Here is a 22,491-nt window from a genome sequence, read left to right on the forward strand (position 1 = left end):
TTCGCGACCCACGTCGGCGGGGCCGGGGCGGTCAGGTCTTCTTGAACGTGAAGGGCCGGCCGATACCCCGGGCGATGCCACGCAGGCCCCGGTCGCGGTGCAGCGCCGAGATCTGCCCGCGCAGCGCCGAGACCTGCCGCCGCAGGGTGCCGATCTCCCGGCGGAACTCGACGGCGGACTTGCGCCACCGCGCCGCCTCGTCGCGCCACCTGGTCACCTGTCCGCGCAGCCGCTCGACCTCCTTGGTCAGCCGCTCGACCTCGGCCTGCGCCTGCACCCGCGTGCGATAGGCGGTGCGCGGATTCACATAGGCCGGAGCCTCCGCGGCGGCCCGGAAGCCGAAGGTCTCGCCGTCGACCCAGTACGCGCCGAACATCTCGTCAACGGCGTCGTCGAGGTCCTCGCCCTCCTCCGCGACGAGGGCGGCGCGGGAGAACGCCTCGGTGCGTTCCAGGCGGGCGGCGGTGACGCCTTCGGCGTCCTCGGCCAGGAGCACGCTCACCAGTCCGCGTTCCCGCCCGCGCAGCACGTCGAGCAGCCGTCCGAGGCTGTCCTCCTCCGGCACCCAGCCGGGCGGGATGCGCAGGCGGTACGGCGAGTGGGTGTCGGACGCCGCCGTGGCCAGCCGCACCCGGCCCTCGTGGGTGTAGTGGGCCCGCAGCAGCACGAGGTCGAGGCGCGGGTCCTTGAGCGGCGCGCGCTGCTCGGGCGCGAGCTCGTCCCACGGACCGGTCAGCACCACGGCGAGGTCGGTCACCGTGCCGGCCAGCACGCCGTCCACGGTGGCCCTGACGTCGTCGTACGAGCCCGCGGTGGCGTCCACGAGGACCTCCACCTGCGGCACCTTCCACTGCCGGGAGGGGTGGGTGCGCAGCCATCGGTAGCCGGGGACCCGGTCGGTGACCAGGGCGTGGCTGACCCGGCTGATCGGCGCACTGTCGCGCATGCGCATGGACGGGCCGAGGTGGTAGGCCCTGGCCTGCGGGTCGGGGATGAAGACCGCGCCCGCCTGCGCGAGCCGGTAGCCCATCTCGGTGTCCTGGCCGAGGATCATCTCGGGGTCCATCGGCCCGGCCCGCTCGAACAGCCGGGCGGAGACCGACGACGCGCCGCCGATGTGGATGCTGAACGGCCGCGGCGAGCGGAGCAGCCCGTCCGACCGCTGCACCAGGTCCTCGATCCAGGAGTGCGGCTCCGCCGGCTCGAAGAGCTTCGCCAGGTCGTCGGCTCCCGCGACGTCCGCGGGGCAGGGCAGCGGGACGGTGGTGAAGCGCAGGTAGGAGGTGACCGACAGATAGGGCGCGAGGTGGTGCCAGCGCATGTGCGCCTCCACCTCCTCCGGTTCGGGCACGACGTCGGAGTCCATCCAGTGGATGACGTCGCCCGTCGCGGCGGCCAGCCCGGTGTTGCGCGCCCTGGCCCGGCCCGGCGCGGCGCAGACCAGCAGCCGCGTGTCGCGGGGCCGGATCTCCGGAAGGCGCAGCGGCGGCTCGCTGCCGTTGTCGACCACGATCACTTCGAGAAGGTCGGCCGGGTACGTCTGCTTGGCCAGCCCGGCGAGCGTGAGATCGAGCTTGACCTGGTCGGCGTAGGCGGGGATCACCACGCTGACCCGCAGGCGGGGCGTCCACGACGACCCGAGGGCGGGCGGCCGCAGGACGGTGTAGTCGTTTCCCCTGATGCGTGGCGTCATGGTGCTTCCAAAATCACACTCGGGCGAAAGCCGCGCCACTGGTTCGCGGCGACTCGCAGGAAGTGGGCAAGAGGAAGGTTCCAGGTGTGGTCGGCGCCGACCGATCGCCGCAGGACGTAGCCCAGGCCGTGGGTGCGGTAGACACGGCCCCCGGCCGCCTCGACCGCGCGCAGGAGGTGCGCGTCCTCCCCGCGCTCCCGCGGCCCGAATCCGCCGGCCTGCTCGAAGATGTCGCGGCCGAGCAGGATCGTGCCGCCCGCGACGTGGTCGGCCCACGCCTCGCTGCTGTAGTCGACGCGGCGGATCGTCGTGTGGAGGGGCTGGAGGTAGAAGAACTCCGGCGCGGTCCCGACCAGCTCCGCCCCGGAATAGGCCATGGCCAGCAGCAGGTCGGCCAGGTGCTCGGGGCCGTACCAGTCGTCGTCGTCCCATTTGGCGACGATGCCGGTGGACGCCCGTGCCGCCGCCATGTTGAGCACCGTCCCGAGCGGCGCGGCCGGCTCGGCCTCGATCACCGTTATCGGGTGGGGGAACTCCCCGACCGCCTCGCGCACCCGCGCTGCCGGGAACCCGTGCAGGGCGACGACCGCCTCCAGGCCGACGCCGCGCTGGCGGGCGAGCTGCCGCAGCGCGTGGCCCACGTAGTGGGGCCGCCGCGTGGCCATGACGACGGTCACCGGGGCGAGGCCGGTGCCGACGCCCCTGGCCCGCAGCGCGTGCCTGCGCAGGCGCACGCTGTGCTCTTCCCTGCGCAGGTCGGCGACCGAGTCGGGCCTGCCGTCGTCGGCCTCGGGGGTCCAGGCCGCGGCCAGGCCGGCGAGCACGGGATCGGCCTCACGCACCCACCTCGGCGGATCGTGGAAGGTGAGCGGCACCCCCGCGGCGGCCAGGCTGCCGACCGCGTCCAGCGCCTCGGCGGCGGGCTCCTCCGGCCAGTCCACCCGAAGCCCGCGCAGCGGCCGGAGGGCGGCGACGTCGGCGGCCTCCGGGGGGACGGCCAACGGCCGGCCTCCCATCGTCCACCGGCCGTCGTTCCAGGACAGCGTCGCGGTCTCCTCGGTGGGACTGCGCGTGAAGCCGTACGGCGAGCAGATGCCGGTCGTCACCGTCACGGTGTCCCTCCCGCGCGTCCGTTTTACAGGCTGGTGAACTCTTATCAGCCGAACCTTGTGAATCCCTGTGACCCTTGCGGTCAAGCTGACGACTCGCTGTGACCTGGCGCGGCAGCCGGGATCACGGAACGGGCGACACACCCCCGCCGACGAGGTCGCCCAGCGTCCTCACGTCGATCTTCTTGGCCTTCCGCTGCTGGGCCACCCAGTCGATGAAGGCGGCGAACTCCTTGGGCGCCGTGGCGTACTTGTCCCGCGGGTCGTCCTTGATCTCGTGGAACACGAAGGTCACCATGCCGGGGTCGCTCTCCCGCTGGGCGCGGGTGACGAACTCACGCAGCGTGCGGGCCGTACGCGGCAGACGCGTCTGGCTCGTCGCGCGTACGGCGGCGAGGTCCGCGGGCGGGATCGTCTCGGTGACGGGGCAGGCGCTGCAGCTGTCCGGCCGGTACAGGCCGTTGATGTCGCGCGCGCTGTTGTAGCCGCAGCCCATCGCGATCCGCTTGCTCGACTCGTCCAAGGCACCGAACGGATAGGCGAACGACCGCACGGCGAAGCCCATCTTCAGCAGCGCCCGCCTGTCGTCGCAGATCTCCGTCTGCTGCGCCGCGTCGAACATCTCCGGCAGGTGCGGATGCCGAAGGGTGTGGCCGCCGATCTCGTGGCCCTCCTTCGCGATGGCCCGCAGCGCGGCGACGCTCAGGAAGCCGCGCTTGCCGAGGCGGCCGCTGTTGACGTAGAAGGTGCCCTTGAGACCGCGCCTGCTCAGCATTCTGGCGACGGCGAGGTGGTCGGCCGTGCCGTCGTCGAAGGTGAGGACCACGGTCGGCACCGTCGCCGCCCGCGCCTTCTGTCGAGCCACATGCGCGGGGGCCGCCGCCTGCCCGAGGACGGCCGAGCCGGCCGTCGCCGCGGCCGGATGCTGGAGTCCCGCGATCGACGCCGCGGTTAGGAGACAGGCCGGCAGAAGTCTCTTCACCGTAAGTCGCATGGAGAGAAACTTTACTCACAATTGGCAATTACTCTTGCGCGTGATGTCCAACCGTGATGAAACGGTCCACAATTCTCAGCCCTTGCCGCGCACGCGCTCGAACAGTGCGACGGTCAGGCCCGGCAACTCCGCGGAATGCCAGGCCGTCGAGAGGCGATATCCGGCCGCGCGCACGGCGGCCACCTTGGGGATCTTCTTCCCCGTCAGCCCGGCCTGCTTCGTCCCCCGCCAGACCACCCAGACCCGGCGGCGTCCCGCCAGGGCCGCGGCGAGGTCGTCCCGCTCCGCGTACTCGAAGGCCGGGCCCTGCCCCCTGACAAGCACGTCCTCGGGGAGGCCCTCGCGGCCGTAGTAGACGAATCCGGTGCGCAGCCGGCTCTGGCCGTACACGATGGCGTCGCCGGGGCGCTCCCGCGCCCGGATCACGCCGACCGCGCCGGGGAAGTCGTCGTAGTGGCCGTTGCGCTGCCGGTAGTCGGCCTGCGCGGGCAGCCCCAGCAGCGCGACGGCCAGGACGACGGGCGCACTGACCAGTGCGAAGGGGACGGGGGCCAGGCGGACCGCGGCCAGGGCCACGCCTCCCGCCAGGGCCAGGGCGGGCGCCGCGACGAACACGTAGCGGTCCACGTACGCCGGGGTCACCAGCGCGTCGATCACGAGCAGCAGCACGGGCGGGAGGACGAGCCAGCCGCCGGCGAGGACGCCCCAGGGGATCGATCTGCGCAGCAGGATCACCACCCCCACGACCGCGAGGGCGAACAGCGGCGGCCCGGCGAAATCGGAGCCCGCCGCGTGCTTGGGGAACTTCAGCAGCACGTCGGGCCCGTGCGGCTGGATCCAGCTGATCGCGTGCCGCTCGCCCCAGCCCACCAGGGCGAGGATCGCGAGGGGGACGCACCCCACTGCCATCGCGGGGACGATCCGGGTCAGGAACGTACGGCGGGGCAGGACGAGCAGGGCGGCCAGGAACTGGGCCGGGAGCACCAGGACCGAGAACAGATGCGTGCAGCCGAGCAGCGCCACCGACGCCGCGTACCAGCGGACGCGGGAGCCTGTGGGCGCCTCGGCCACCCGGTGCAGCGCCCAGGCCGAGACGACGGCCGCCGCCGCCGCGAACGCGTAGGGCCGGGCGTTCGCGCCGTGGTAGGACACCGACGGCAGTACGGCGAACAGCGCCGCGGCCAGCACGCCCGCCCGGGGACCGGCCAGCCGGCGGCCGAGGTCGGCCAGGAAGCCCGCCGCCACACCGGCCGCGAGGGCCGAGGGCAGGCGCAGCCACCATTCGGCCTCCCCCAGCCACGACCAGACATGGATGAGCAGGTAGTAGGGCAGGAAGTGGCCGTCGATCTGCTGGACGAGTCCCCACAGCCCGCTCAGTGGCCGGGCCACCGCGGCGCTGTAGGTCGCCACCTCGTCGCCCGACAGCGACGCCGTGGTGCCGGAGATGGCGACGCAGGTGGTCAGCAGGCCCGCGAGCAGCGGGGTCCAGCGGGGCCAGTCGCGCGCTCCCGCATCCGTCCTCTGGCCGGACGTCCGGACCGCCTCGCCCGTAACCACGCTTCCCCCCACAGAACTGATCATTTCGGCCGCGTCAAGGACATCGAACACGCACGGACGCGCGGATCGGCGGGCCGTTATCCGATCGAGTCGTTGCCCGCGGCCGCCCCGCGCCTCCGGACATGCCGGGCTCCACCGTACGAGATCTCAGCGGGGACTCCTCGCGGAACTGTTTGCTTGTTATAGTGACATACAAACAGTTTGGGAGGTGGCTCGTGTACGACTCCCCCCAGTACGACGCCCAGTACGACGCCGGGCGACCCGGCCGGCCGCGCCGCCTGGTCCTGACCACCGTGCCACCGCTTCTCGTCCTCCTCTTTCTCCTGCTGCTCTTCGCCGTCTTCCGGGACCGGCTGCCCGACCGGGCCTACGTCTCCGATTGGGAGCCGCGGTACGCCCCTGGATGGGGTCAGTGGCTGAGGTCGGTCGCCCTCTCCGTAGGGGTCTTCGAGGTGATGTTCCTCGCCGCGTTCACGCACTACTGGCGCTGGCCCGAGCTGCAGCGCTGGTTGGTCGCGTGCTCCCTCGCCATGAGCGTCCCGATGGCGGCGGGGAACGGTGTCGCGGTGGTGGCACTGATCGACTCCGCGCGGCCCGTGGTCCTGCCCGCGTGGGAGGTTCCGGCCGAAATCGGCCTCACCCTTCTCGGAGGCGCCGCGGGCTGGTGGCTGGCGGGTCCCCTGCCGCCCGCGCCAGGTGCGCGCACCGCACCGCCCCCCGGGGTGCCCCTGCTGCCGCTCGCGCCGGCCCAGCGGGCCGTCTACGCCGTGTCCTCCTGGTATCCGCGCTCGCTCCTGCAAGGGGCGGCGATGCTCGCCTTCGGCTGGTTCGGGCTCTTCAACCTCTCACGCTCCTGGCAGGGGGCGACGCTGATGGCGCTGATGGGGCTCATCGCGATCCTCTCGGCGCGCACCCGGCTCCGCATCGACGGCAGCGGCGTCGAGGTCAGCCTGCCGGGGCTCGGCGGCCTGCGGCGGGTCGTGCCGTACGACACGGTGCTCTTCGCCTCGGTGCGGCCGGAGGCGTCCGCCAGGGGGCTCGGCATGGTCGGCAGTAGCAGAGGGTGGGGGTACGTCAGCGGCCGCGGTCCGGTGCTGGCCCTCCGGCTCACCGACGGCCGGGAGTTCCTGTACTCGACCCGGGACGCCGATACGGCCGCCGCTCTGGTGAACGCGTCCCTCGCCCGTGCCAGGGGAGCCGCCGGGTGCTGATCGTCGTCGACCCGTCCTCGGCCCAGCCCCTGGCCGACCAGGTGGCGGCCTCGGTGCGCGCGGCGGTCGCGAGGGGCGCGGCGGTCCCCGGCGACAAACTGCCCTCGGCACGCGCCGTCGCCGCGGCGCTCGGCATCAACCTGCACACCGTGCTGCGCGGTTACCAGCAACTGCGCGACGAGGGCCTGGTAGAACTGCGCCGGGGCCGCGCGGCGACGATCACCGAGCTCGCGGCCGAGGGCGGCCGTCTGCGCCTGCGCGAGGCCGCCGAGGAGTTCGCCGGCGCCGTGCGCCACCTCGGGGCCTCCGAGGAGGAGGCCCTCGACGCGGTCCGCAGGGCCCTGGCCGGGCGCTGATCCGCTCCACACCCGGGAGGCATGGCCCTCGTACGAGGTCAGGCCGCCTCGCCGTCCAGGGGGCGGCGGCGGAACCGGCGCAGGTTCACGACCAGGAGGGCCGCGGCGGCGAGGGCCGCGGCGGCGCAGGCGGCGAGGACGGCCGGACTCGGGCCGCCCTCCGCCGCCGCCCGTTCTCCGGCCGCCGGGAAGGTGATCGTCCCGGTGGCCGTACGGCTGACGCGGCCGCTGCGCAGGGTGAGCCGGAACCTCCAGGGCCCGGCGGGCAGGTCGTCGCCCAGCAGCACGGTCACCTGACCGTGGCCACCCGGAGGCAGGGTGGTGGCGCGGGTGCTGCGGAACGGCCCGGCGCTGAGCGCGCTCGGCCCCTCCGACAGCCGCACCTCGCCCTCCAGGTCGACGGCGCGCTCCCCCGTGTTGCCGACCTCGGCCACCAGCCGCGGCTGCCCCGCGCCGGTGCGCCCGGCGGTCACCTCGCCGATCCGGAAGCTCGTCGGCGGTTCGCCGCCCGGGCCCACGTCCAGGTAGGTGCGGACGCCGATCCGGTTGACGAGCGCGACGTTGCCCGACGGGCCGGGCGAGGCCGAGGAGATCTCCGCCCAGATGACGGCGTAACGCTCGCCCTTGGAAGCGGTGGGCGGCACCGCGACGGTGGCCGTCACCGGGACGTGACCGTGCGGCGGCAGGTCCACCGCCGTCCGGTCGAGCGTGATCCACGAGGTCAGCTCGTTACCGGTGCGCGCGGGGGCGAACGTGAAGCCCTCGTCGCCGACCCGGGCCGCGGCGGGATACACGTTCACGTGCTGCCGCTCCGACGAGGTGCTGAAGACCTCGAGACGCCGGGTGAACGTGGTGCCGGGATTCACGTGGTCGACGATGAACGCGTGCGAGCGCGGATCGTCCAGGCGGTTCTCGGGAATCTCCAGCAGCCGGATGCCGAACCTCTCCGGGCGGTGCCGGTGCGGGTCGCCGGCGGCGGCCGCCGGTGCGGCGACCGCCGCGTGCAGCACGATCGCGAACAGGCCGGAGGCGATGGCCCCGCGGGCCGAGCGGTCAGGCAACGGAGTGGTTCACCGTGCCGGTGTAGGTGCCCGCCACGGCCTGCGCGGGCACATTGACGACGATGGTCGGGTCCCACGTGGCGGAGTTGTCGCCGGAGCCGCTCGTCTTGCTGAACGCGGTGCGCGACACATCGAGCGACTGGGCGGCCGCCGCGTCCACCTGCCCCGGCACGAACGTGCCGGTGCCGGTGGTGGCCGTCGCCGGACCGGACCAGTAGAGGACCGCGGTGTTGGGAACGGTCTCCGCGGGGGTGCCGCCGCCGGTGGTGAAGCCTCCTACAGCGGCCGACACCGTGGCCACCCACGTCGCGGTGAGCGCCGCGCGCTGGTCGGACACCGTCACCGGGCCCAGGAAGCCGCTGATCTGGCCTCCCGGCGCACCGCTGCCGATGTTGACGGGGCCGTCGGGCACGGTGATCGTCAGGCCGTCGGGGGCGTTGACGGTGAAGGTGACCGTCGTGGGACAGGTGGTGGAGGCGGGGCACGTCCCCGCCAGAGCGGGCTGCGCCGCCGGCGTAATCATCAGCGCCGCGACCAGCGCCAGTCCTGCGGCACCCGCCGCCGGCGCGGCGACACTCCTCTTGCCCATCTGCCGATCTCCTCCCTTGATGCGATGCCCCGTCCGGCCCGCGGTCGGTGACATCCTGGCCGGTCAGGGGCGTACGACACGGTTCTTCCGCCGGCATCTGGAGACCCTTTGTGATCAGATGACGACCGGCGGAGACGTGCGGCCCGATGTCCACGGTTACGGCTGGTCTCGGCGCGGCGACGGCCGGACGCCGCTTCGGCGCCCTAACCTGCCGTGGGTCGTTCACGGGCGAGATCGGCCGCGTGGCGGCGGAACGACGGCAGGGCGGCGAGGAGGCCACAGATGCGGCAGGTCGGTGCGGGCATGATCGTGACGGCGACGCTGGCCGCGTCGATCGCTGCGCCGGTCGCGCTGCCCACCTCGCTGCCCGCCTCGCTGTCCGCTGTGCCCGGCCTCGTGCAGGCGGCGCGGGCCGACACGGGAATGGCGCTGGTCCCCCTGCGGGCCGACCCGCTGACGATCACCGTGCCCGGCTCGGCGAACCTCGGCAGCGTCGCGCAGGGTGGCACGATCAGCGCTTCCATGGGCACGGTGACCGTGGCCGACTCCAGGGGAGGAATCCCTCCCTGGACGGCGACCGTTTCCGCCACGAACTTCACCACCGGCAGCGGCACCCCCACGCAGACGATCACGACGGCGAACGTCTTCTACTGGTCGGGACCGGTCACCGCGTCGTCCGGCGTGGGCACCCGCAACCCCGGTCAGCCCACCGCGGCCAGCCGGGTGGCCCTCACCTCGCCGGTCACCGCGTTCAGCGGGCGCAAGCAGGCCCCGTCGATGTCGACGAGCTGGCAGCCCACCCTGGTCATCACCATCCCGTCCAACGCCGCCGCCGGCGTCTACACCGGGACCATCACCCACTCGGTCGCCTGACCGTCCCCACTCCGTACAGGAGTTGGGGGTCTCGTGACCCGCCACGGACGCGGCGGCTCGGCGGCCGATCAGGCAGGTCGGCCATAGTGAGCCCCGCCGGGCCGGCGGCACGGCTTCCGGTCCGGCGTCTCGCGTCGCTCCTCAGCCGAAGGACTGCCATGCCCCGATTCTCACGACACCTCCGCCGCCCGCTCGCGGCGATGGCGCTGGCCCTGGCGACGGCCGCGCCCCTGTTCACCGGCCTGCCCGCCGGTGCCGCCGCCGGGCCGGGCGAGCGTCCGAAGCCGCCGCCGCCGTGGGTGCGGATCTGCCAGAAGCTGAAGCGGATGCCGGAGCACCGGCACATGCGGTGTCCCGTCCACCCGCCGCGCCCGCGGCCCAGGTCGTCCGGCTCCGGCGAGGCGGCGCGGGTCCCCACGGTCTCGGAGCTGGACACCCCGACCCATACGTCCGGGCCCATCGGCATCACCTCGGGTCCCGACGGCGCGCTGTGGTTCACCGAGAACTACGCCGGCAACATCGGACGCGTCACCACCGGCGGCGACTTCACCGAGTTCGCCGTGCCGACCGACGACGCCGAGCCGGGGCACATCACCACCGGGCCGGACGGCGCCCTGTGGTTCACCGAGGCGACCGGCGACAAGATCGGCCGGATCACCACCTCCGGTGTCATCACCGAGTACGCGCTGCCCAACGCCGGGTCCTACCCCTGGGGCATCACCGCGGGTCCCGACGGCGCCCTGTGGTTCGTCGAGACGATCGGCAACAAGATCGGCCGGATCACCACCTCGGGGACCATCACGGAGTACGCCCTGCCGACCAGTGACGCCTACCCGATGCGGATCACGGCCGGACCCGACGGCAACCTGTGGTTCACCGAATCGTTCGTCGGCAAGATCGGCCAGATCACCCCGGACGGGGACATCACCGAGTTCGCCATCCCCTCCTCGGGGGCGACGCCCATAGGGATCACCACCGGGCCGGACGGCGACCTGTGGTACGCCGACGCCAATGGGAAGGTCGGCTCCGTCACCACGGACGGCGACTTCACCGAGTACTCGATCGACGACCCCAACGCCTTCCCCTGGGGCATCACCAGCGGCTCCGACGGCAGGCTGTGGGTGACCGAGCAACTCGGCAACGCGGCGGCCAGCGTCACCACCTCGGGGATCATCATCGAGTACAACATGCCGACCAGCCTCGCCGGGCCCTTCGACATCACCAGCGGGCCCGACGACAACGTCTGGCTCACCGAGAACTACGTCGACCAGATCGCGAAGGTCACCCTCTAGCTGGACCGATGCGGCGACAGGCACTCCCGGGCAGCGCGCCCGGGAGTGCCTTCAGCCATGGCGGCCCCCGGCGTCAGGGCGTGTCGTCGCCCTCGACCCGCATGACGCTCGCGACCGCGCGGACGATGTTCAGGTCGCGCAGATCCTTGATCGTGCCCGACAGGGCGGCGTCGCTGGCCCGGTGGGTCACCAGCACGAGCTGGGCGTCGTCGCCGCGACCCTCCTGCCGCACCGTCTGGATCGACACGTCGTGGCCGGCGAAGATCTCGGCCACCCGGGCGAGCACACCGGGCTTGTCCGCGACGTCCAGCGACACGTGGTAGCGGGTGACGCTGTCGCCCATCGGGTGGACCTTGAGGTCGGCGTACGTCGACTCCTCCGGCCCGCGGGTGCCGGCGATGCGGTTGCGCGCCACGGCGACGATGTCGCCCAGCACGGCGCTGGCGGTGGGCGCGCCGCCCGCGCCCGCGCCGTAGAACATCAGCCGCCCGGCCGACTCGGCCTCCACGAAGACGGCGTTGTACGCCTCGCGCACACCGGCCAGGGGGTGCGACCTCGGGATCATGGCGGGGTGCACCCGGACGCCGACCGACCGGCCGTCGTCGGAGCGGGCGCAGATGGCCAGCAGCTTGATGACGTAGCCCATGCCCTTGGCCGAGGCGACGTCGGCCGCGGTGATCTCCGTGATGCCCTCGCGGTGCACGTCGGCGGCCGTCACCCTGCTGTGGAAGGCGATGCCGGCCAGGATCGCCGCCTTGGCGGCGGCGTCGAAGCCCTCGACGTCGGCCGTGGGGTCGGCCTCGGCGTACCCGAGCGCCTGGGCCTCCTCCAGCGCGTCGTTGAACGAGGCGCCGGTGGAGTCCATCTTGTCGAGGATGTAGTTGGTGGTGCCGTTGACGATGCCCAGCACGCGGCGCACCCGGTCGCCGGCCAGCGACTCGCGCAGCGGGCGCAGCAGCGGGATCGCCCCGGCGACGCTCGCCTCGAAGTACAGGTCGGCGCCGTTCTCGCGGGCGGCCCGGTGGATCGTCGCGCCGTCCTCGGCCAGCAGCGCCTTGTTGGCGCTCACCACGGACTTGCCGTGCGCCATCGCGGCGAGGATCAGCGACCTGGCCGGCTCGATGCCGCCGATCACCTCGACGACGATGTCCACGTCGTCGCGGGTGACCAGGGCCTCCGCGTCGGTCGTGAGCAGGGCGGGGTCGACGTCGGTGTCCCGCTTGCGGCCCATTCTGCGTACGGCGACGCCGGCCAGCTCGAGCGGGGCGCCGACGCGGGCGGCCAGGTCGTCGGCCTGTTCGCGGAGCAAACGCACGACCTGCGATCCGACGACGCCGCAGCCCAGCAGCGCGACCCTGAGCGCCGGTTTGGCTTTACTCACGACCCCTCCTCGCTTCGCCGCCGGACTGCCCGGGACGGCCGGTCACAGCTGCCCCCTGAGCAGGTCGTCCTCGGTCTCTCTGCGGATGATGACCCGCGCCTGGCCGTTGGACACCGCGACGACGGCGGGCTTGGGCAGATAGTTGTAGTTGTTGGCCAGCGACCGGCAGTAGGCCCCGGTGCCGGCGACGGCGATCAGGTCTCCGGGGGCCAGGTCGCCCGGCAGGTACAGGTCGCGCACGACCATGTCGCCGCTCTCGCAGTGCTTGCCGACCAGGCGTGACAGCATCGGCGCCGCCTGGCTCGTCCGGGAGGCGAGCACGGCCGTGTACTCGGCGCCGTACAGGGCCGTGCGGATGTTGTCGCTCATGCCGCCGTCGACGCTCACGTAGGTGCGCAGGCCCTCCACGTCCTTGACCGTACCGGCCTCGTACAGGGTCACGCCGGACACTCCGGCGATCGACCGGCCCGGCTCGACCGTGAGGCGCGGCACCGGCAGTCCGGCCGACTCGCACACCTTCGTGACGATCTCCCGCAGGCCGTCCGCGATGACCTTGACGTCCAGGGAGTCGTCGCCCACGACGTAGGGGATGCCGTATCCGCCGCCGAGGTCCAGCTCGGGGAGCACCACGTCGTGCTCCTCCTTGATCTCGACCAGCAGCCGGGCCAGGCGGCGGGCCGCGACCTCGAAACCGCCGGTGTCGGTGATCTGCGACCCGATGTGGGAGTGCAGGCCGACCAGTTCGAGCTGCGGCAGCGCGAGGATGCGCCGCACCGCCTCGGCGGCGGCGCCGCTGCTCAGCGACAGGCCGAACTTCTGGTCGTCGTGAGCGGTCGCGATGAACTCGTGGGTGTGGGCCTCGACGCCCACGGTCACCCGGATCATCACCTTCGGCCGCACACCGTGCTCGTCGGCGAGGAAGCCGAGGCGGGCGATCTCCTCGAACGAGTCGACCACGATATGGCCCACACCGACCTGGACGGCCTTCTCCAGCTCGGCGAGCGACTTGTTGTTGCCGTGCAGCGTGATCCGCTCGGGCGGGAAGCCCACGCTGAGCGCCACGGCGAGCTCACCGGCGCTGCACACGTCGAGGCCGAGGCCCTCCTGGTCGATCCAGCGGGCGACCTCGCGGCACAGGAACGCCTTGGCGGCGTAGTGGACCTCGCCGTCGTGGAAGGCGGACCGGTACTCGCGGCAGCGTGAGCGGAAGTCCTCCTCGTCGATGACGTACAGAGGCGTGCCGAACTCCTGCGCCAGGTCGCGCACGTCGATTCCGCCGATGGTGACGGCGCCGTCGGCCCGGCCGGACGTTCGCGGCCAGATGGCCGGTTCGAGCGCGTTGAGGTCGGCCGGCACGTGCTGCTGCGGACGCTCCTCGGGCAGTCCGGCGGTCACGGCGACGATCGATGAAGCGGCGTGCAGGTCGCCGGCAGGGTGGGCGAATCGACTCACCCGAACGAGGCTAGCCGACCCGGCGATTCACTCGCGCCCGCTGTTCACCCTGCGAGACGGCCTCGACGGAAGATATTCACAACCGCAGGTCATCGGCGACAGCACTTTCAGCCAACCGCTGGTTTTGTTCAGATTTTGCCGGGCGGGGCCATGCCGAGCTCCGCCAGTCCCTCGCCGAGCACCCGGCGCACCGCCTCCCCCATTCGCACCCGCGCCGCGTGGACCTCCGTCGGCGGCTCGTCGCCCTTGGGGATCGGGGACGCGCGCTCGACGGCGGCGTGGTAGACCTCGGCCAGCCGTTCGAGGTAGGCCGCCCATCCCGGATCGCGACTGTCCCTCCTGCTCGGCAGCTCGGCCAGGACCCGCAGCACGGCCCGGTCGAACGGGCCGTCGAGGAGCTCGGGCCGTGCCGCCGCACCGGCCGGCACGCCGAGGTCGCGCGCCCACCGCTGTACGGCGCCCGCGCGCACGTACGCGTACCGCACGGCGAAGCCCGGGTTGTCCCACGTACGGGGAAAGTCCGGCCACGGCGCCGGGGAGTCCGCCTCCGGGCCCGTCTCCGGCGGGGACACGGCGGGCGGCGCGGCGAGGATGTCGTGGACGATCTCCCCCGGCGCGGCGATCCCGATGACCAGGAAACCGTTCGGCCGCACGTCCACCTGCCGCACCCCGGGCGTCGCGCGCAGCCTTTCGGCCAGCCGCTCCGCCGCCTCGGCCGCGGGTTCGGCCGTCCCTCGCAGCGCCGCGGTGGAGACGAACCGCGCCTCCCGCTCCCACGACCCCTGCGGCACCGGCGGCGCGCCGAGGACGCCGCGGAGCGCCTCCATGATCATCGCGCGGCCGGGCCGTCCTTGGGCGCGGCGGTCAGCGTGAGGCACCCGGGGATCGCGGCGAACGCCTCGCGCAGGCACGCGGCCAGATCCTCGGACGTGGGCTCACCCGGCCTGGACGTCCAGGACTCCAGCGCGCCGTGCCAGGCCGCGACGAGCAGGTCGAGCACGAGCCTCGCCCGCAGGTCGTCCACGCCCCCGAGGCCGAGACGGCGGCGCAGGATCGCGAGCGCCTCACGGGTGGTGCGGTCGCAGAAGTGCAGGCCGTGCGCCCCCACCGAGGGGGTCCGCGCGGCCAGCCGCTCGCTGAGCCTGACCTGGCGCGCCCAGCCGCCCGCGGTCATCCGGCCGACGGCGGCGAGCAGGCAGTCCTGCGCCACCTCGATGACGGGACGTCCGGCGTCGGGCTCGAACCGCTCCAGTTCGTCGAGGAACGCGGCCCACATGTCCTGCGTGGGCGTCAGCGCGACGTCTTCCTTGCTGCCGAAGTTGCGGAAGAAGGTGCGCTTGGAGACCTCCACGGCCGCGCACAGATCGTCGAGGGTCGTCGCCTCGAAACCCCGATCGGTGAACAGTTCCAGGGCCGCGTCGACCAGCGCCCGGCGGGTGCGCAGCTTCTTGCGCTCACGCAGCGGGAGCTCGTCGGCCGGGACGGCGGTGGTGGTCATCGCGGCAAGTCTAGCTCCGGTCCGAGATGCGCCTTGTTGGCATATGCCACTGAGTGGCATAGTGAACGGTCTCAGCGATTCTGCCACCGAGTGGCACATTTTCAGGAGGGGACTCCCCATGCGTGCTCTGCTCGTCGACCGGTCCGCGCCCGCCGGCCTGAGGCTCGGCGAGGCCCCGGACCCCGAGCCCGCCCCGCATCAGGCGCTGGTGCGGGTGACGGCGACCTCGCTCAACTATGGCGAGGTCGGTTCCGGCATCGAGAACGCCCACGAGGGCGCGGTGCCGGGATGGGACGCGGCCGGGGTGGTCGAACGGGCCGCCGCCGACGGGTCCGGCCCCGCCGCGGGAACCCCCGTGGTGACGCTCGGCGTGGACGGCGCGTGGGCGGAGTACCGGGCCGTGGACACCTCTTATATCGGCACGCTCCCGGCGAACGCCGATCTCGGCGCCGTCAGCACGATCCCGGTGGCCGCCACCAGCGCGCTGCGCGCCCTGCACCGGCTCGGCCCCATCCTCGGCAGGAGGGTGCTGGTCACCGGTGCCACGGGCGGGGTCGGCAGGTACGCCGTGCAACTGGCCCGGCTCGGCGGGGCCCACGTGATCGCGTCCACCGGCGACCTCGGCGCGCACGGCGACGGCCTGCGGGCGCTCGGCGCGCACGAGGTGGTGGACCGGCCGTCCGCCCTCGGCGACCCGGTGCACGGCGTGCTCGACATGGTGGGCGGGCCCACCCTCGTGGAGGCGTACGACAGGCTGGCCGAGGGCGGAACGCTCGTGGCCGTCGGGCATGTGACCGGCGAGCCGGAGACCTTCCCGTTCGGCGCGCTCTTCGGCGACCGGGGTCATGACCGTTCGATGGTCACGTTCTTCCTGCTCGCCTGCGGCGGACTCGCTCCCGACCTGACCTGGCTCGCCGGACAGGTCGCCTCCGGCCGTCTCGATCCGGGGATCTCCTGGCGCGGCGGCTGGGAGAGGGCGCAGGAGGCGGTGGGGCTCCTCCTCGGCCGCCGCCTCCACGGCAAGGCCGTGCTCGACCTCGGCTGAATCGCGAAGTGATCTGGAGTGATCAAAGCAGGGCCAGGGGTTCGGCCGGGACGTATCCCTCCATCTGCGCCGAGCCGAGCAGCGAGCCCTCCGCCGAGTCGCGGACGCAGACGTAGGAGTAGCGGTCGGCCGAGTAGACCCGCACCCCGTCCGTACGGCACTGCCGCATCAGAACCTCGCCCCACTCCTCGGAGACGTCGGCGAAGCCGAGGTCGGTGAGGATCTGGCGGCGGGCCAGGACGGTGCCGCCGGCCACCTCGGGCAGGAACCGGTGCTCGGCCCCCGGCTGGCGCAGCAGGGTCGCCCCGGTCTCCGGCAGGTGGGCGTAGAACGACGCCTTCCCCAGCACCTCGGCGTCGGTGGAGGCGAAGTGCCGCACGAGGTCGGCCAGGTAGTGCTCGCCGTACAGGTCCCTGGCGTCGAGCACGGCCACGTAGTCGCCGTCGGCGAGCCTGATCGCGCGGTCGAGGGCGGCGCCCCGGGTGATCGGCTCCTGCGTGGCGCGGACCACGACGTCGAGGTCCGGGCATGCCTGGCGGACCGTCTTGTCCACCAGGCCCGCGTCCAGGCCGTCCGCCACGATCACGATCTGGCCGGGCCGTTCGACCTGACGGGTGACCTGGGCGAGCAGGCGGTCCAGCTCCGCCGGGTCGGAGACGGCGGTGATCGCCGTGATCACGCCGCTGTTCCGCACGCTCGGCACGCCGAGGGTGTCGAGGACCGGGTCGAGCAGCGGGGTGACGCTGGTGCGGGCCCGCCAGGCGAGATGGGCCTCCCTGGCCAGCCGTCCCGCGTCGGCCATGAGGATCTCGGCCGCCGCGAGGATCTCCTCGCCCTTGGCCCCGGCCCGCACCTGGAGCACCGGGGTGCCGCAGGCCGCGACCTCTCCTATCACTCTCGGCTCGGCGTCGGCGCCCGCGATCACCAGGGCCGGCTGCCGGTATGCCGTCAGCACGTCGTCGTACGCCGTCGTGTCGTCGTCCTGCCCGGCCAGCGGCTGCCAGGCCGCGCCGCCGGCCGGAGGGGTGACCGTCCCGAGGGTGACGATCTCCCCGGTCCTGCCGCCTTCGGCGGGGATGGGGTTGTGCACGCGGGGCTGGATCGCGTGCGGGAGCACGCCGACCCGGTCGTGCCGCAGCGCCGAGCGCCACTCGCGGGCCCGGGCCTCGGTGGTGGCCAGCACGTATTCGAAGTGCTCGGCCGCCGGCACCGCCCGCGACACCGCGCCGCCGGAGTGCCAGAAGACCGTCTTCACCCCCCGCTTGTGGCAGGCCGCCACCAGGTCGCGCAGCGCCCGCGTCTCCCCGGCCAGCGCCTCCAGCCAGCGCCCTCCGTTGCCCTGCCGCGGGCCGGGCCGTACGGACTCGACGAACAGCACGTGCGGCCGCTGCTGGTCGAGCATGGCCTCCCAGTTGTCCGGGCCGAAGTTGGTCACGAGCCGCCACTCGTACCGCAGCAGCGCCTCGGTCTGCCGGTCCACGATCGCCGCGACCGTCATGTACGGCCGGGCCGTCGGGCCCTTGGGGACCACGAACGACTCGGCGAGCGGCGCGGAGACCTGCGGGGCCTTGGGCTCGGGCGCGGCGGGGGCCGCCTTCACCTCGGGCACGGCGGGGATCTCGGGCTTGAAGTCCGAGCGCTTGGGCGCGGGGCGCTTCCTGATCGGCGCCTTGAGCGTCCTGGCCACCGAACCGGGGTTCTTGCTGTGGATCGCGTCGCCGAGTTTGCTCCACCGGCTCTCCTGGAGCGAGGCGAGCTTCCAGTTGGCGACCTCGGTCTGGTACTTCTGCTCCGCGAGCTGCTTGGCGAGCTGCGCGTTCTGCCGCTCGGCCGTCTTCAGCCGCGCCTCGGCCTCACGCATCTTGGTCAGGGCCTCGGCCTCCGAGCGCGCCACCTCCTCCAGCCGCCGCTGGTAGTCGCTGATCAGCCGGGCGAGCTCCGCCGCGCCGGAGGCCCGTTCCACCGCCTCCGCCAGCGCCTGCCGCAGCGCCGCCGGGTCGCTCCGCTCGGGCTGTCCGGCTGCCGGCTCGCTTACCTCGCTCATAGGGGGTGACTCCGCGGTAGACCTTCAGGACCAGAGTCACAATATTCGCAGAACGCCCTGATCGCTCTCAGGCAGAGCCGAGACCTCGTCCACCTCGTCCGCCACATCCCCCGGCGACCCGCGACCCACGGACCCGAGACCAAAGCGCGGTGCCCGCTGTCGTTGCTCAACCACCCTCGTCACTCGCCCTGACCACAGGCGAACCTTATGGAGCAGGATCTTGAGTCGTGCGGGAGACGGCCGAGATCGAGCGAGCTGTGCGGGCAATGCGGCGATGTATCGCGGAAGCGCACACGGCGGACGAGTAGTGATCGACATGGGCGAGCGCAGGGCATGGTCGGACAAACGCGCCGAGATCATGAATCGTCCCGGTGCCGGGGCCGCTTACGAGGCCGCTCGCCTCCGCTTCGAACTCGGCGACGCGGTGCGGCGACGTCGCGAGGAACTCGGCCTGACGCAGACGGAGCTGGCCGAACGCGCGGGCCTCAAGCAACCCGCGGTCGCCCGCTTCGAGGCCGGCGGCACCATGCCCACCATTCCCATGCTGGAACGCCTCGCCGAAGCCCTCGAGGTCCGGCTCAGTGTCCAATTTCAGCCTCTTCGCCAAGCGAGTTAGCCCCAGCGGTAAGGCGTCGCCCCCGGGCGGCCGGGAGGTCCGTAGACTCGGCTGGGGTTCAAGGGAGGGCAAACCGTGCGCAAGGGTGAGTGGCCGCGATTCCAGGCCAGGCCGTACGTCTGCGGGGCCGTCGGGCCCTACGAGCAGGCAACGCTCGACCTGCTGGCACGGTCGGGGCCGGCCGTCCAGGCCGTGCACACCGCCCCGGAGGCCGCGCTGCTCGCATCGGCCCCCCTGGCGCCGTACGCCACGGGAGCCCGGACGACCGCGTACGCGTGGGGCGGCCGGCGGCCGGAGACCGGGGGCGAGCCCCGGGTGAACGCGTGGCTGCGCGTCGCGGAGACGTACGAGACCCCGGGCCTGGTGGACGAGCCGGACACGGTGAGCCTGCACACGGGCGGTCTCGGCCTGGTCGACGTCTACTACCTCCAGGACGGCGACGCCGTCTACTTCTCCTCGCTGATCGAGCCGCTCCTCGCGCTGGCCCGGCGGCCCTACGAGGTGAACTGGGATGCGTGGGCGGCGATCCTCACGCTGACCTACCCGCTGCTTGAGGACACGCCCTACCGCCAGATCCGGCGCCTGCCCGGCGCGACCGCGCTGACCTGGTCGCGGCGCGAGCGCAGGCTGAGGACCGATCGGCGGGCCCCGCGCTGGGTGCGGGAGGAGCCGGTGGACCGGGGCGTGACGGGCGGCGACCTGGTCGCGCTGCTGCACGACGCGCTCAAGCCGTACGAGCGGGTGCTGGTGCCGGTGAGCGGCGGGTACGACTCGCGGCTGCTGGCCAGCGTGGCGATGGAAAGGAAGATGGACGTCGAGTCGTGGACCACCAGCCCCGACGACGGGCTGGACAACGACATCGACTTCGCCCGCTACATCACCCGCGAGCTGGGCATCCCCCACCGGATCATGCCGCAGGACCCGGCCGCCTACCCGCAGGAGGCGCTGTGGGCGGCCCGGCGCCTGGAGTTCCTCACCAGCCACCACGCGTGGTACTCCCCCTTCGCCCGCGAGGTGCACGGCGCCGGCCGGGCGCTGGTGGACGGCCTGGCGGGCGGCCCGCTGATGAAGAACTTCCTGATCACGGCGGACGCCGTGGGCGCGGGGACGGGCGCGTCCCGCCGCGAGGCGCTGCTGAAGGCGCTGGCGACCGGCGACGCCCACATCCCCGTGCTCGGCGAGGCCGCCGCCGCGTGGATGGACGACCGGGTCCGTACGGCGTTCACCCGGGCGACCTCGATGCTGCACGGGCACCGGGCCGAGCTGCCGTTGAGCGTGCTCCACACCCGGACCGTGCGGGGCATCGCCCGGTCCCCGGTCAACCTCGTCGGCCCCGAGGCGACCCCGGTCTTCCCGTTCCTGCACCCGGAGTTCTTCGACGCGGCGCTGTCGGTGCCGGTCGCCCGCAAGGAGGGCGGCAAGTTCTACCGGGAGGTCCTCCGGGCCGCCAACCCCCGCGTGGCGGCGCTGCCCTCGACCAACACCCCGCTGCTGCCGAACCGCCGGGTGCCGCTGCGCTCGAACGGGCCGGTCGCCCGCGAGTGGAACCATCGGATGCTGGTCAAGGCCGCGCGGATCCCCGGGCTCGTGTCGCCCCAGATGCTGGACGCGATCGCCGGCGGGCCGGACGCGCTGACCGCCTTCGGGTCGTGGAACTCGCGGTTCTGGCTGCGCGCCCTGGTGGCGTTCGGGGCCTGGCTGGCCGACTACGAGGACGTGCTCGGCGACCTCACCCCGCCCTGGCCTGCGCCGTTGGGCGGGTAGCCCGCACAGTTCTGGGGCGCGTGTGTGAGGTAGCAGTCCGTGATCACCTGAAAACAGGTAAAAACTGCATGTCAGACCGGCGTCAGCCTTTTCGGTCAGGCCACTTCTAGTGGTAGTTTTGGTCAAATAGAGCCAAACATCATGGCGAGAGCTTCAAAGCTCGGGTGTGACCTGACAACACGCTCCTTCTTTCCTCAAGCGAGAACCAGATGAACGCTGCTGCGCCCTGCCCTGACCCGGTTCCCGGGTCGTTCGGCGCCACCACCGGCGATCTCCCGGAGATCACCGATTTCACCTCACAGGACCCGCGCTGGTACAAGCGCGCGGTCTTCTACGAGGTACTGGTCCGCGGCTTCAAGGATTCCAACGGCGACGGCACCGGCGACCTGCGCGGGCTGATCGAGAAGCTCGACTACCTCAACTGGCTCGGGGTCGACTGCCTCTGGCTGCTGCCGCTCTACGAGTCCCCGCTCAAGGACGGCGGCTACGACATCTCCGACTACCTCAAGATCCTTCCGGAGTTCGGCGACCTCGGCGACTTCGTGAAGCTGATCGAGGCCGCGCACGAGCGCGGCCTGCGGGTCATCACCGACCTGGTCATGAACCACACCAGCGACCAGCACCCGTGGTTCCAGGCGTCCCGCACCGACCCGGACGGCCCGTACGGCGACTTCTACGTCTGGTCGGACGACCCGGACAAATACTCGGGCGTCCCCATCGTCTTCGTGGGCTCCGAGGAGTCCAACTGGACGTACGACCCGGTGCGCAAGCAGTACTACTGGCACCGGTTCTTCCACCACCAGCCCGACCTGAACTACGACAACCCGGCCGTCCAGGACGCGATGATGGAGGTCATCCGCTTCTGGCTCGACCTCGGTGTGGACGGGTTCCGGCTGGACGCGGTGCCCTACCTGTTCGAGCGCGAGGGCACCTCCTGCGCCGGGCTGCCGGAGACGCACGACTACCTCAAGAAGATCCGCGCCGAGGTGGACCGGCTCTACCCCGACCGGGTGCTGCTCGCCGAGGCCAACGGCTGGCCCGAGGACGTGGTCGAGTACTTCGGCGACCCCACCGTGGGCGGCGACGAGTGCCACATGGCCTTCCACTTCCCGCTGATGCCGCGCATCTTCATGGCCGTGCGCCGGCAGAGCCGTGAGCCGATCTCCGAGATCATGTCGCGTACCCCGAAGCTGCCGGAAAGCGCCCAGTGGGGCATCTTCCTCCGCAACCACGACGAGCTGACGCTCGAGACCGTGACCGAGGAAGAGCGCGACTACATGCACGCCGAGTACGCCAAGGACCCGCGCATGCGCGCCTACCTCGGCATCCGGCGGCGCCTGGCCCCCCTGCTGGAGAACGACAGGGACCAGATCGAGCTGTTCACCGCGCTGCTGCTCAGCATGCCGGGCTCGCCGGTCATGTACTACGGCGACGAGATCGGCATGGGCGACAACATCTGGCTGGAGGACCGCGACGCGGTCCGCACGCCGATGCAGTGGACCCCGGACCGCAACGCCGGGTTCTCCGAGGCCGACCCCGGCCGGCTCTACCTGCCGGTGGTCATGGACCCGGTGTACGGCTACCAGTCGGTCAACGTCGAGGCCCAGACCAAGAGCGAGTCGTCGCTGCTGCACTTCACCCGGCGGATGTTGCAGATCAGGCGGGAGCACTCGATCTTCGGCACCGGCGACTACACCGAGCTGTGGTCGCCGAACCCCAGCGTGCTGGCCTTCCTGCGGGAGGAGGGCGACGACGTGGTCCTGTGCGTCAACAACCTGTCGCGCTTCGCCCAGCCGGTCGAGCTCGACCTGCGGCGCTTCACCGGGGTCACCCCGGTCGAGTGCCGGGGCGGCGTCTCCTTCCCGACGGTCGGCGACCTGCCCTACCTGCTCACGCTGCCGGGTTACGGCTTCTACTGGCTGTCCCTGCGCAGGTCCCCGGACGCCTGAGGGGCCG

The 22,491-nt window shown here is 72.4% G+C and carries 19 protein-coding genes; 8 read left to right on the forward strand and 11 right to left on the reverse strand.

What is annotated here, in order from left to right; genetic code table 11:
* Window positions 1-31: 31 nt before the first annotated feature.
* From FLW16_RS13590 to FLW16_RS13605, 4 genes are all read right to left on the reverse strand, one after another.
* On the reverse strand, window positions 32-1,693 hold the full coding sequence (locus FLW16_RS13590) for a glycosyltransferase family 2 protein (protein WP_142560354.1): 1,662 nt from the start codon (window positions 1,691-1,693) through the stop codon (window positions 32-34).
* Window positions 1,690-2,805 carry a family 2 glycosyl transferase gene (locus FLW16_RS13595; protein WP_260615235.1) on the reverse strand — a complete coding sequence of 372 codons (1,116 nt, stop codon included), beginning with the start codon at window positions 2,803-2,805 and terminating at the stop codon, window positions 1,690-1,692. The genes FLW16_RS13590 and FLW16_RS13595 overlap by 4 nt, the downstream gene beginning before the upstream one ends.
* Window positions 2,806-2,926: 121 nt before the next feature.
* Entirely contained in the window at window positions 2,927-3,784 is an 858-nt protein-coding gene (locus FLW16_RS13600; protein ID WP_185949403.1) for a polysaccharide deacetylase family protein, read from the reverse strand.
* Between the two features lie 87 nt (window positions 3,785-3,871).
* Entirely contained in the window at window positions 3,872-5,353 is a 1,482-nt protein-coding gene (locus FLW16_RS13605) for a glycosyltransferase family 39 protein (RefSeq protein ID WP_260615236.1), read from the reverse strand.
* Between the two features lie 215 nt (window positions 5,354-5,568).
* Between FLW16_RS13605 and FLW16_RS13610 the strand changes: the two genes are divergently transcribed.
* The gene (locus FLW16_RS13610; protein WP_142560357.1) at window positions 5,569-6,564 is read left to right on the forward strand and encodes a hypothetical protein; all 996 of its coding nucleotides are present in this window, start codon (window positions 5,569-5,571) and stop codon (window positions 6,562-6,564) included.
* On the forward strand, window positions 6,558-6,920 hold the full coding sequence (locus tag FLW16_RS13615; protein ID WP_142560358.1) for a GntR family transcriptional regulator: 363 nt from the start codon (window positions 6,558-6,560) through the stop codon (window positions 6,918-6,920). Before FLW16_RS13610 ends, FLW16_RS13615 begins: the two co-directional genes overlap by 7 nt.
* 38 nt (window positions 6,921-6,958) lie before the next feature.
* On the opposite strand, the gene FLW16_RS13620 is transcribed toward FLW16_RS13615, so the two are convergent.
* On the reverse strand, window positions 6,959-7,981 hold the full coding sequence (locus tag FLW16_RS13620; protein WP_142560359.1) for a hypothetical protein: 1,023 nt from the start codon (window positions 7,979-7,981) through the stop codon (window positions 6,959-6,961).
* On the reverse strand, window positions 7,974-8,570 hold the full coding sequence (locus tag FLW16_RS13625) for a hypothetical protein (RefSeq protein WP_142560360.1): 597 nt from the start codon (window positions 8,568-8,570) through the stop codon (window positions 7,974-7,976). The genes FLW16_RS13620 and FLW16_RS13625 overlap by 8 nt, the downstream gene beginning before the upstream one ends.
* Window positions 8,571-8,852: 282 nt before the next feature.
* Between FLW16_RS13625 and FLW16_RS13630 the strand changes: the two genes are divergently transcribed.
* The gene (locus FLW16_RS13630; RefSeq protein ID WP_221891052.1) at window positions 8,853-9,443 is read left to right on the forward strand and encodes a hypothetical protein; all 591 of its coding nucleotides are present in this window, start codon (window positions 8,853-8,855) and stop codon (window positions 9,441-9,443) included.
* 158 nt (window positions 9,444-9,601) lie between these two features.
* Window positions 9,602-10,735: a virginiamycin B lyase gene (locus FLW16_RS13635; RefSeq protein ID WP_221891053.1), complete on the forward strand. Its 1,134-nt coding sequence runs from the start codon at window positions 9,602-9,604 to the stop codon at window positions 10,733-10,735.
* Between the two features lie 73 nt (window positions 10,736-10,808).
* Here FLW16_RS13635 and FLW16_RS13640 read toward each other — a convergent pair whose 3' ends face one another.
* The 4 genes from FLW16_RS13640 to FLW16_RS13655 form a co-directional block, all read right to left on the reverse strand.
* Window positions 10,809-12,116 carry a homoserine dehydrogenase gene (locus tag FLW16_RS13640; RefSeq protein ID WP_142560361.1) on the reverse strand — a complete coding sequence of 436 codons (1,308 nt, stop codon included), beginning with the start codon at window positions 12,114-12,116 and terminating at the stop codon, window positions 10,809-10,811.
* A 42-nt stretch (window positions 12,117-12,158) separates the two neighbouring features.
* A complete protein-coding gene (lysA, locus tag FLW16_RS13645) occupies window positions 12,159-13,568 on the reverse strand; it encodes a diaminopimelate decarboxylase (RefSeq protein ID WP_185949404.1) in 1,410 nt (469 codons plus the stop codon).
* Window positions 13,569-13,696: 128 nt separating this feature from the next.
* Window positions 13,697-14,401, reverse strand: coding sequence for a DALR anticodon-binding domain-containing protein (locus tag FLW16_RS13650; protein ID WP_142560423.1), 705 nt, complete (start codon window positions 14,399-14,401; stop codon window positions 13,697-13,699).
* Window positions 14,398-15,066 (reverse strand): TetR/AcrR family transcriptional regulator, encoded by a 669-nt coding sequence (locus FLW16_RS13655; protein ID WP_142560362.1) that lies wholly within the window; start codon window positions 15,064-15,066, stop codon window positions 14,398-14,400. The genes FLW16_RS13650 and FLW16_RS13655 overlap by 4 nt, the downstream gene beginning before the upstream one ends.
* Window positions 15,067-15,184: 118 nt before the next feature.
* Between FLW16_RS13655 and FLW16_RS13660 the strand changes: the two genes are divergently transcribed.
* Window positions 15,185-16,111, forward strand: a complete 927-nt coding sequence (locus FLW16_RS13660) for a zinc-binding dehydrogenase (RefSeq protein ID WP_142560363.1) — start codon at window positions 15,185-15,187, stop codon at window positions 16,109-16,111.
* A 22-nt stretch (window positions 16,112-16,133) separates the two neighbouring features.
* On the opposite strand, the gene FLW16_RS13665 is transcribed toward FLW16_RS13660, so the two are convergent.
* Window positions 16,134-18,155 carry a glycosyltransferase family A protein gene (locus FLW16_RS13665; RefSeq protein ID WP_142560364.1) on the reverse strand — a complete coding sequence of 674 codons (2,022 nt, stop codon included), beginning with the start codon at window positions 18,153-18,155 and terminating at the stop codon, window positions 16,134-16,136.
* A gap of 316 nt (window positions 18,156-18,471) precedes the next feature.
* Here FLW16_RS13665 and FLW16_RS13675 point away from each other — a divergent pair, with 316 nt between their 5' ends.
* The 3 genes from FLW16_RS13675 (at window position 18,472) to treS (ending at window position 22,484) form a co-directional block, all read left to right on the forward strand.
* A complete protein-coding gene (locus FLW16_RS13675) occupies window positions 18,472-18,771 on the forward strand; it encodes a helix-turn-helix domain-containing protein (protein ID WP_142560424.1) in 300 nt (99 codons plus the stop codon).
* A gap of 75 nt (window positions 18,772-18,846) precedes the next feature.
* On the forward strand, window positions 18,847-20,535 hold the full coding sequence (locus tag FLW16_RS13680) for an asparagine synthetase B family protein (protein WP_142560365.1): 1,689 nt from the start codon (window positions 18,847-18,849) through the stop codon (window positions 20,533-20,535).
* Window positions 20,536-20,744: 209 nt separating this feature from the next.
* Entirely contained in the window at window positions 20,745-22,484 is a 1,740-nt protein-coding gene (gene treS / locus FLW16_RS13685; RefSeq protein ID WP_142560366.1) for a maltose alpha-D-glucosyltransferase, read from the forward strand.
* Window positions 22,485-22,491: the final 7 nt, after the last annotated feature.

Source organism: Microbispora sp. KK1-11, from assembly GCF_006874435.1.
GTDB lineage: Bacteria > Actinomycetota > Actinomycetes > Streptosporangiales > Streptosporangiaceae > Microbispora > Microbispora catharanthi.

What these genes read in the sequence shown, in the direction of transcription:
- FLW16_RS13590 (WP_142560354.1), bottom strand. Translation starts at nt 1,693, where the DNA reads ATGACGCCACGCATCAGGGGAAACGACTACACCGTCCTGCGGCCGCCC.
- FLW16_RS13625 (WP_142560360.1), bottom strand. Translation starts at nt 8,570, where the DNA reads ATGGGCAAGAGGAGTGTCGCCGCGCCGGCGGCGGGTGCCGCAGGACTG.
- FLW16_RS13630 (WP_221891052.1), top strand. Translation starts at nt 8,853, where the DNA reads ATGCGGCAGGTCGGTGCGGGCATGATCGTGACGGCGACGCTGGCCGCG.
- FLW16_RS13635 (WP_221891053.1), top strand. Translation starts at nt 9,602, where the DNA reads ATGCCCCGATTCTCACGACACCTCCGCCGCCCGCTCGCGGCGATGGCG.
- FLW16_RS13650 (WP_142560423.1), bottom strand. Translation starts at nt 14,401, where the DNA reads ATGATCATGGAGGCGCTCCGCGGCGTCCTCGGCGCGCCGCCGGTGCCG.
- FLW16_RS13655 (WP_142560362.1), bottom strand. Translation starts at nt 15,066, where the DNA reads ATGACCACCACCGCCGTCCCGGCCGACGAGCTCCCGCTGCGTGAGCGC.
- FLW16_RS13660 (WP_142560363.1), top strand. Translation starts at nt 15,185, where the DNA reads ATGCGTGCTCTGCTCGTCGACCGGTCCGCGCCCGCCGGCCTGAGGCTC.
- FLW16_RS13665 (WP_142560364.1), bottom strand. Translation starts at nt 18,155, where the DNA reads ATGAGCGAGGTAAGCGAGCCGGCAGCCGGACAGCCCGAGCGGAGCGAC.
- FLW16_RS13675 (WP_142560424.1), top strand. Translation starts at nt 18,472, where the DNA reads ATGGGCGAGCGCAGGGCATGGTCGGACAAACGCGCCGAGATCATGAAT.
- treS (WP_142560366.1), top strand. Translation starts at nt 20,745, where the DNA reads ATGAACGCTGCTGCGCCCTGCCCTGACCCGGTTCCCGGGTCGTTCGGC.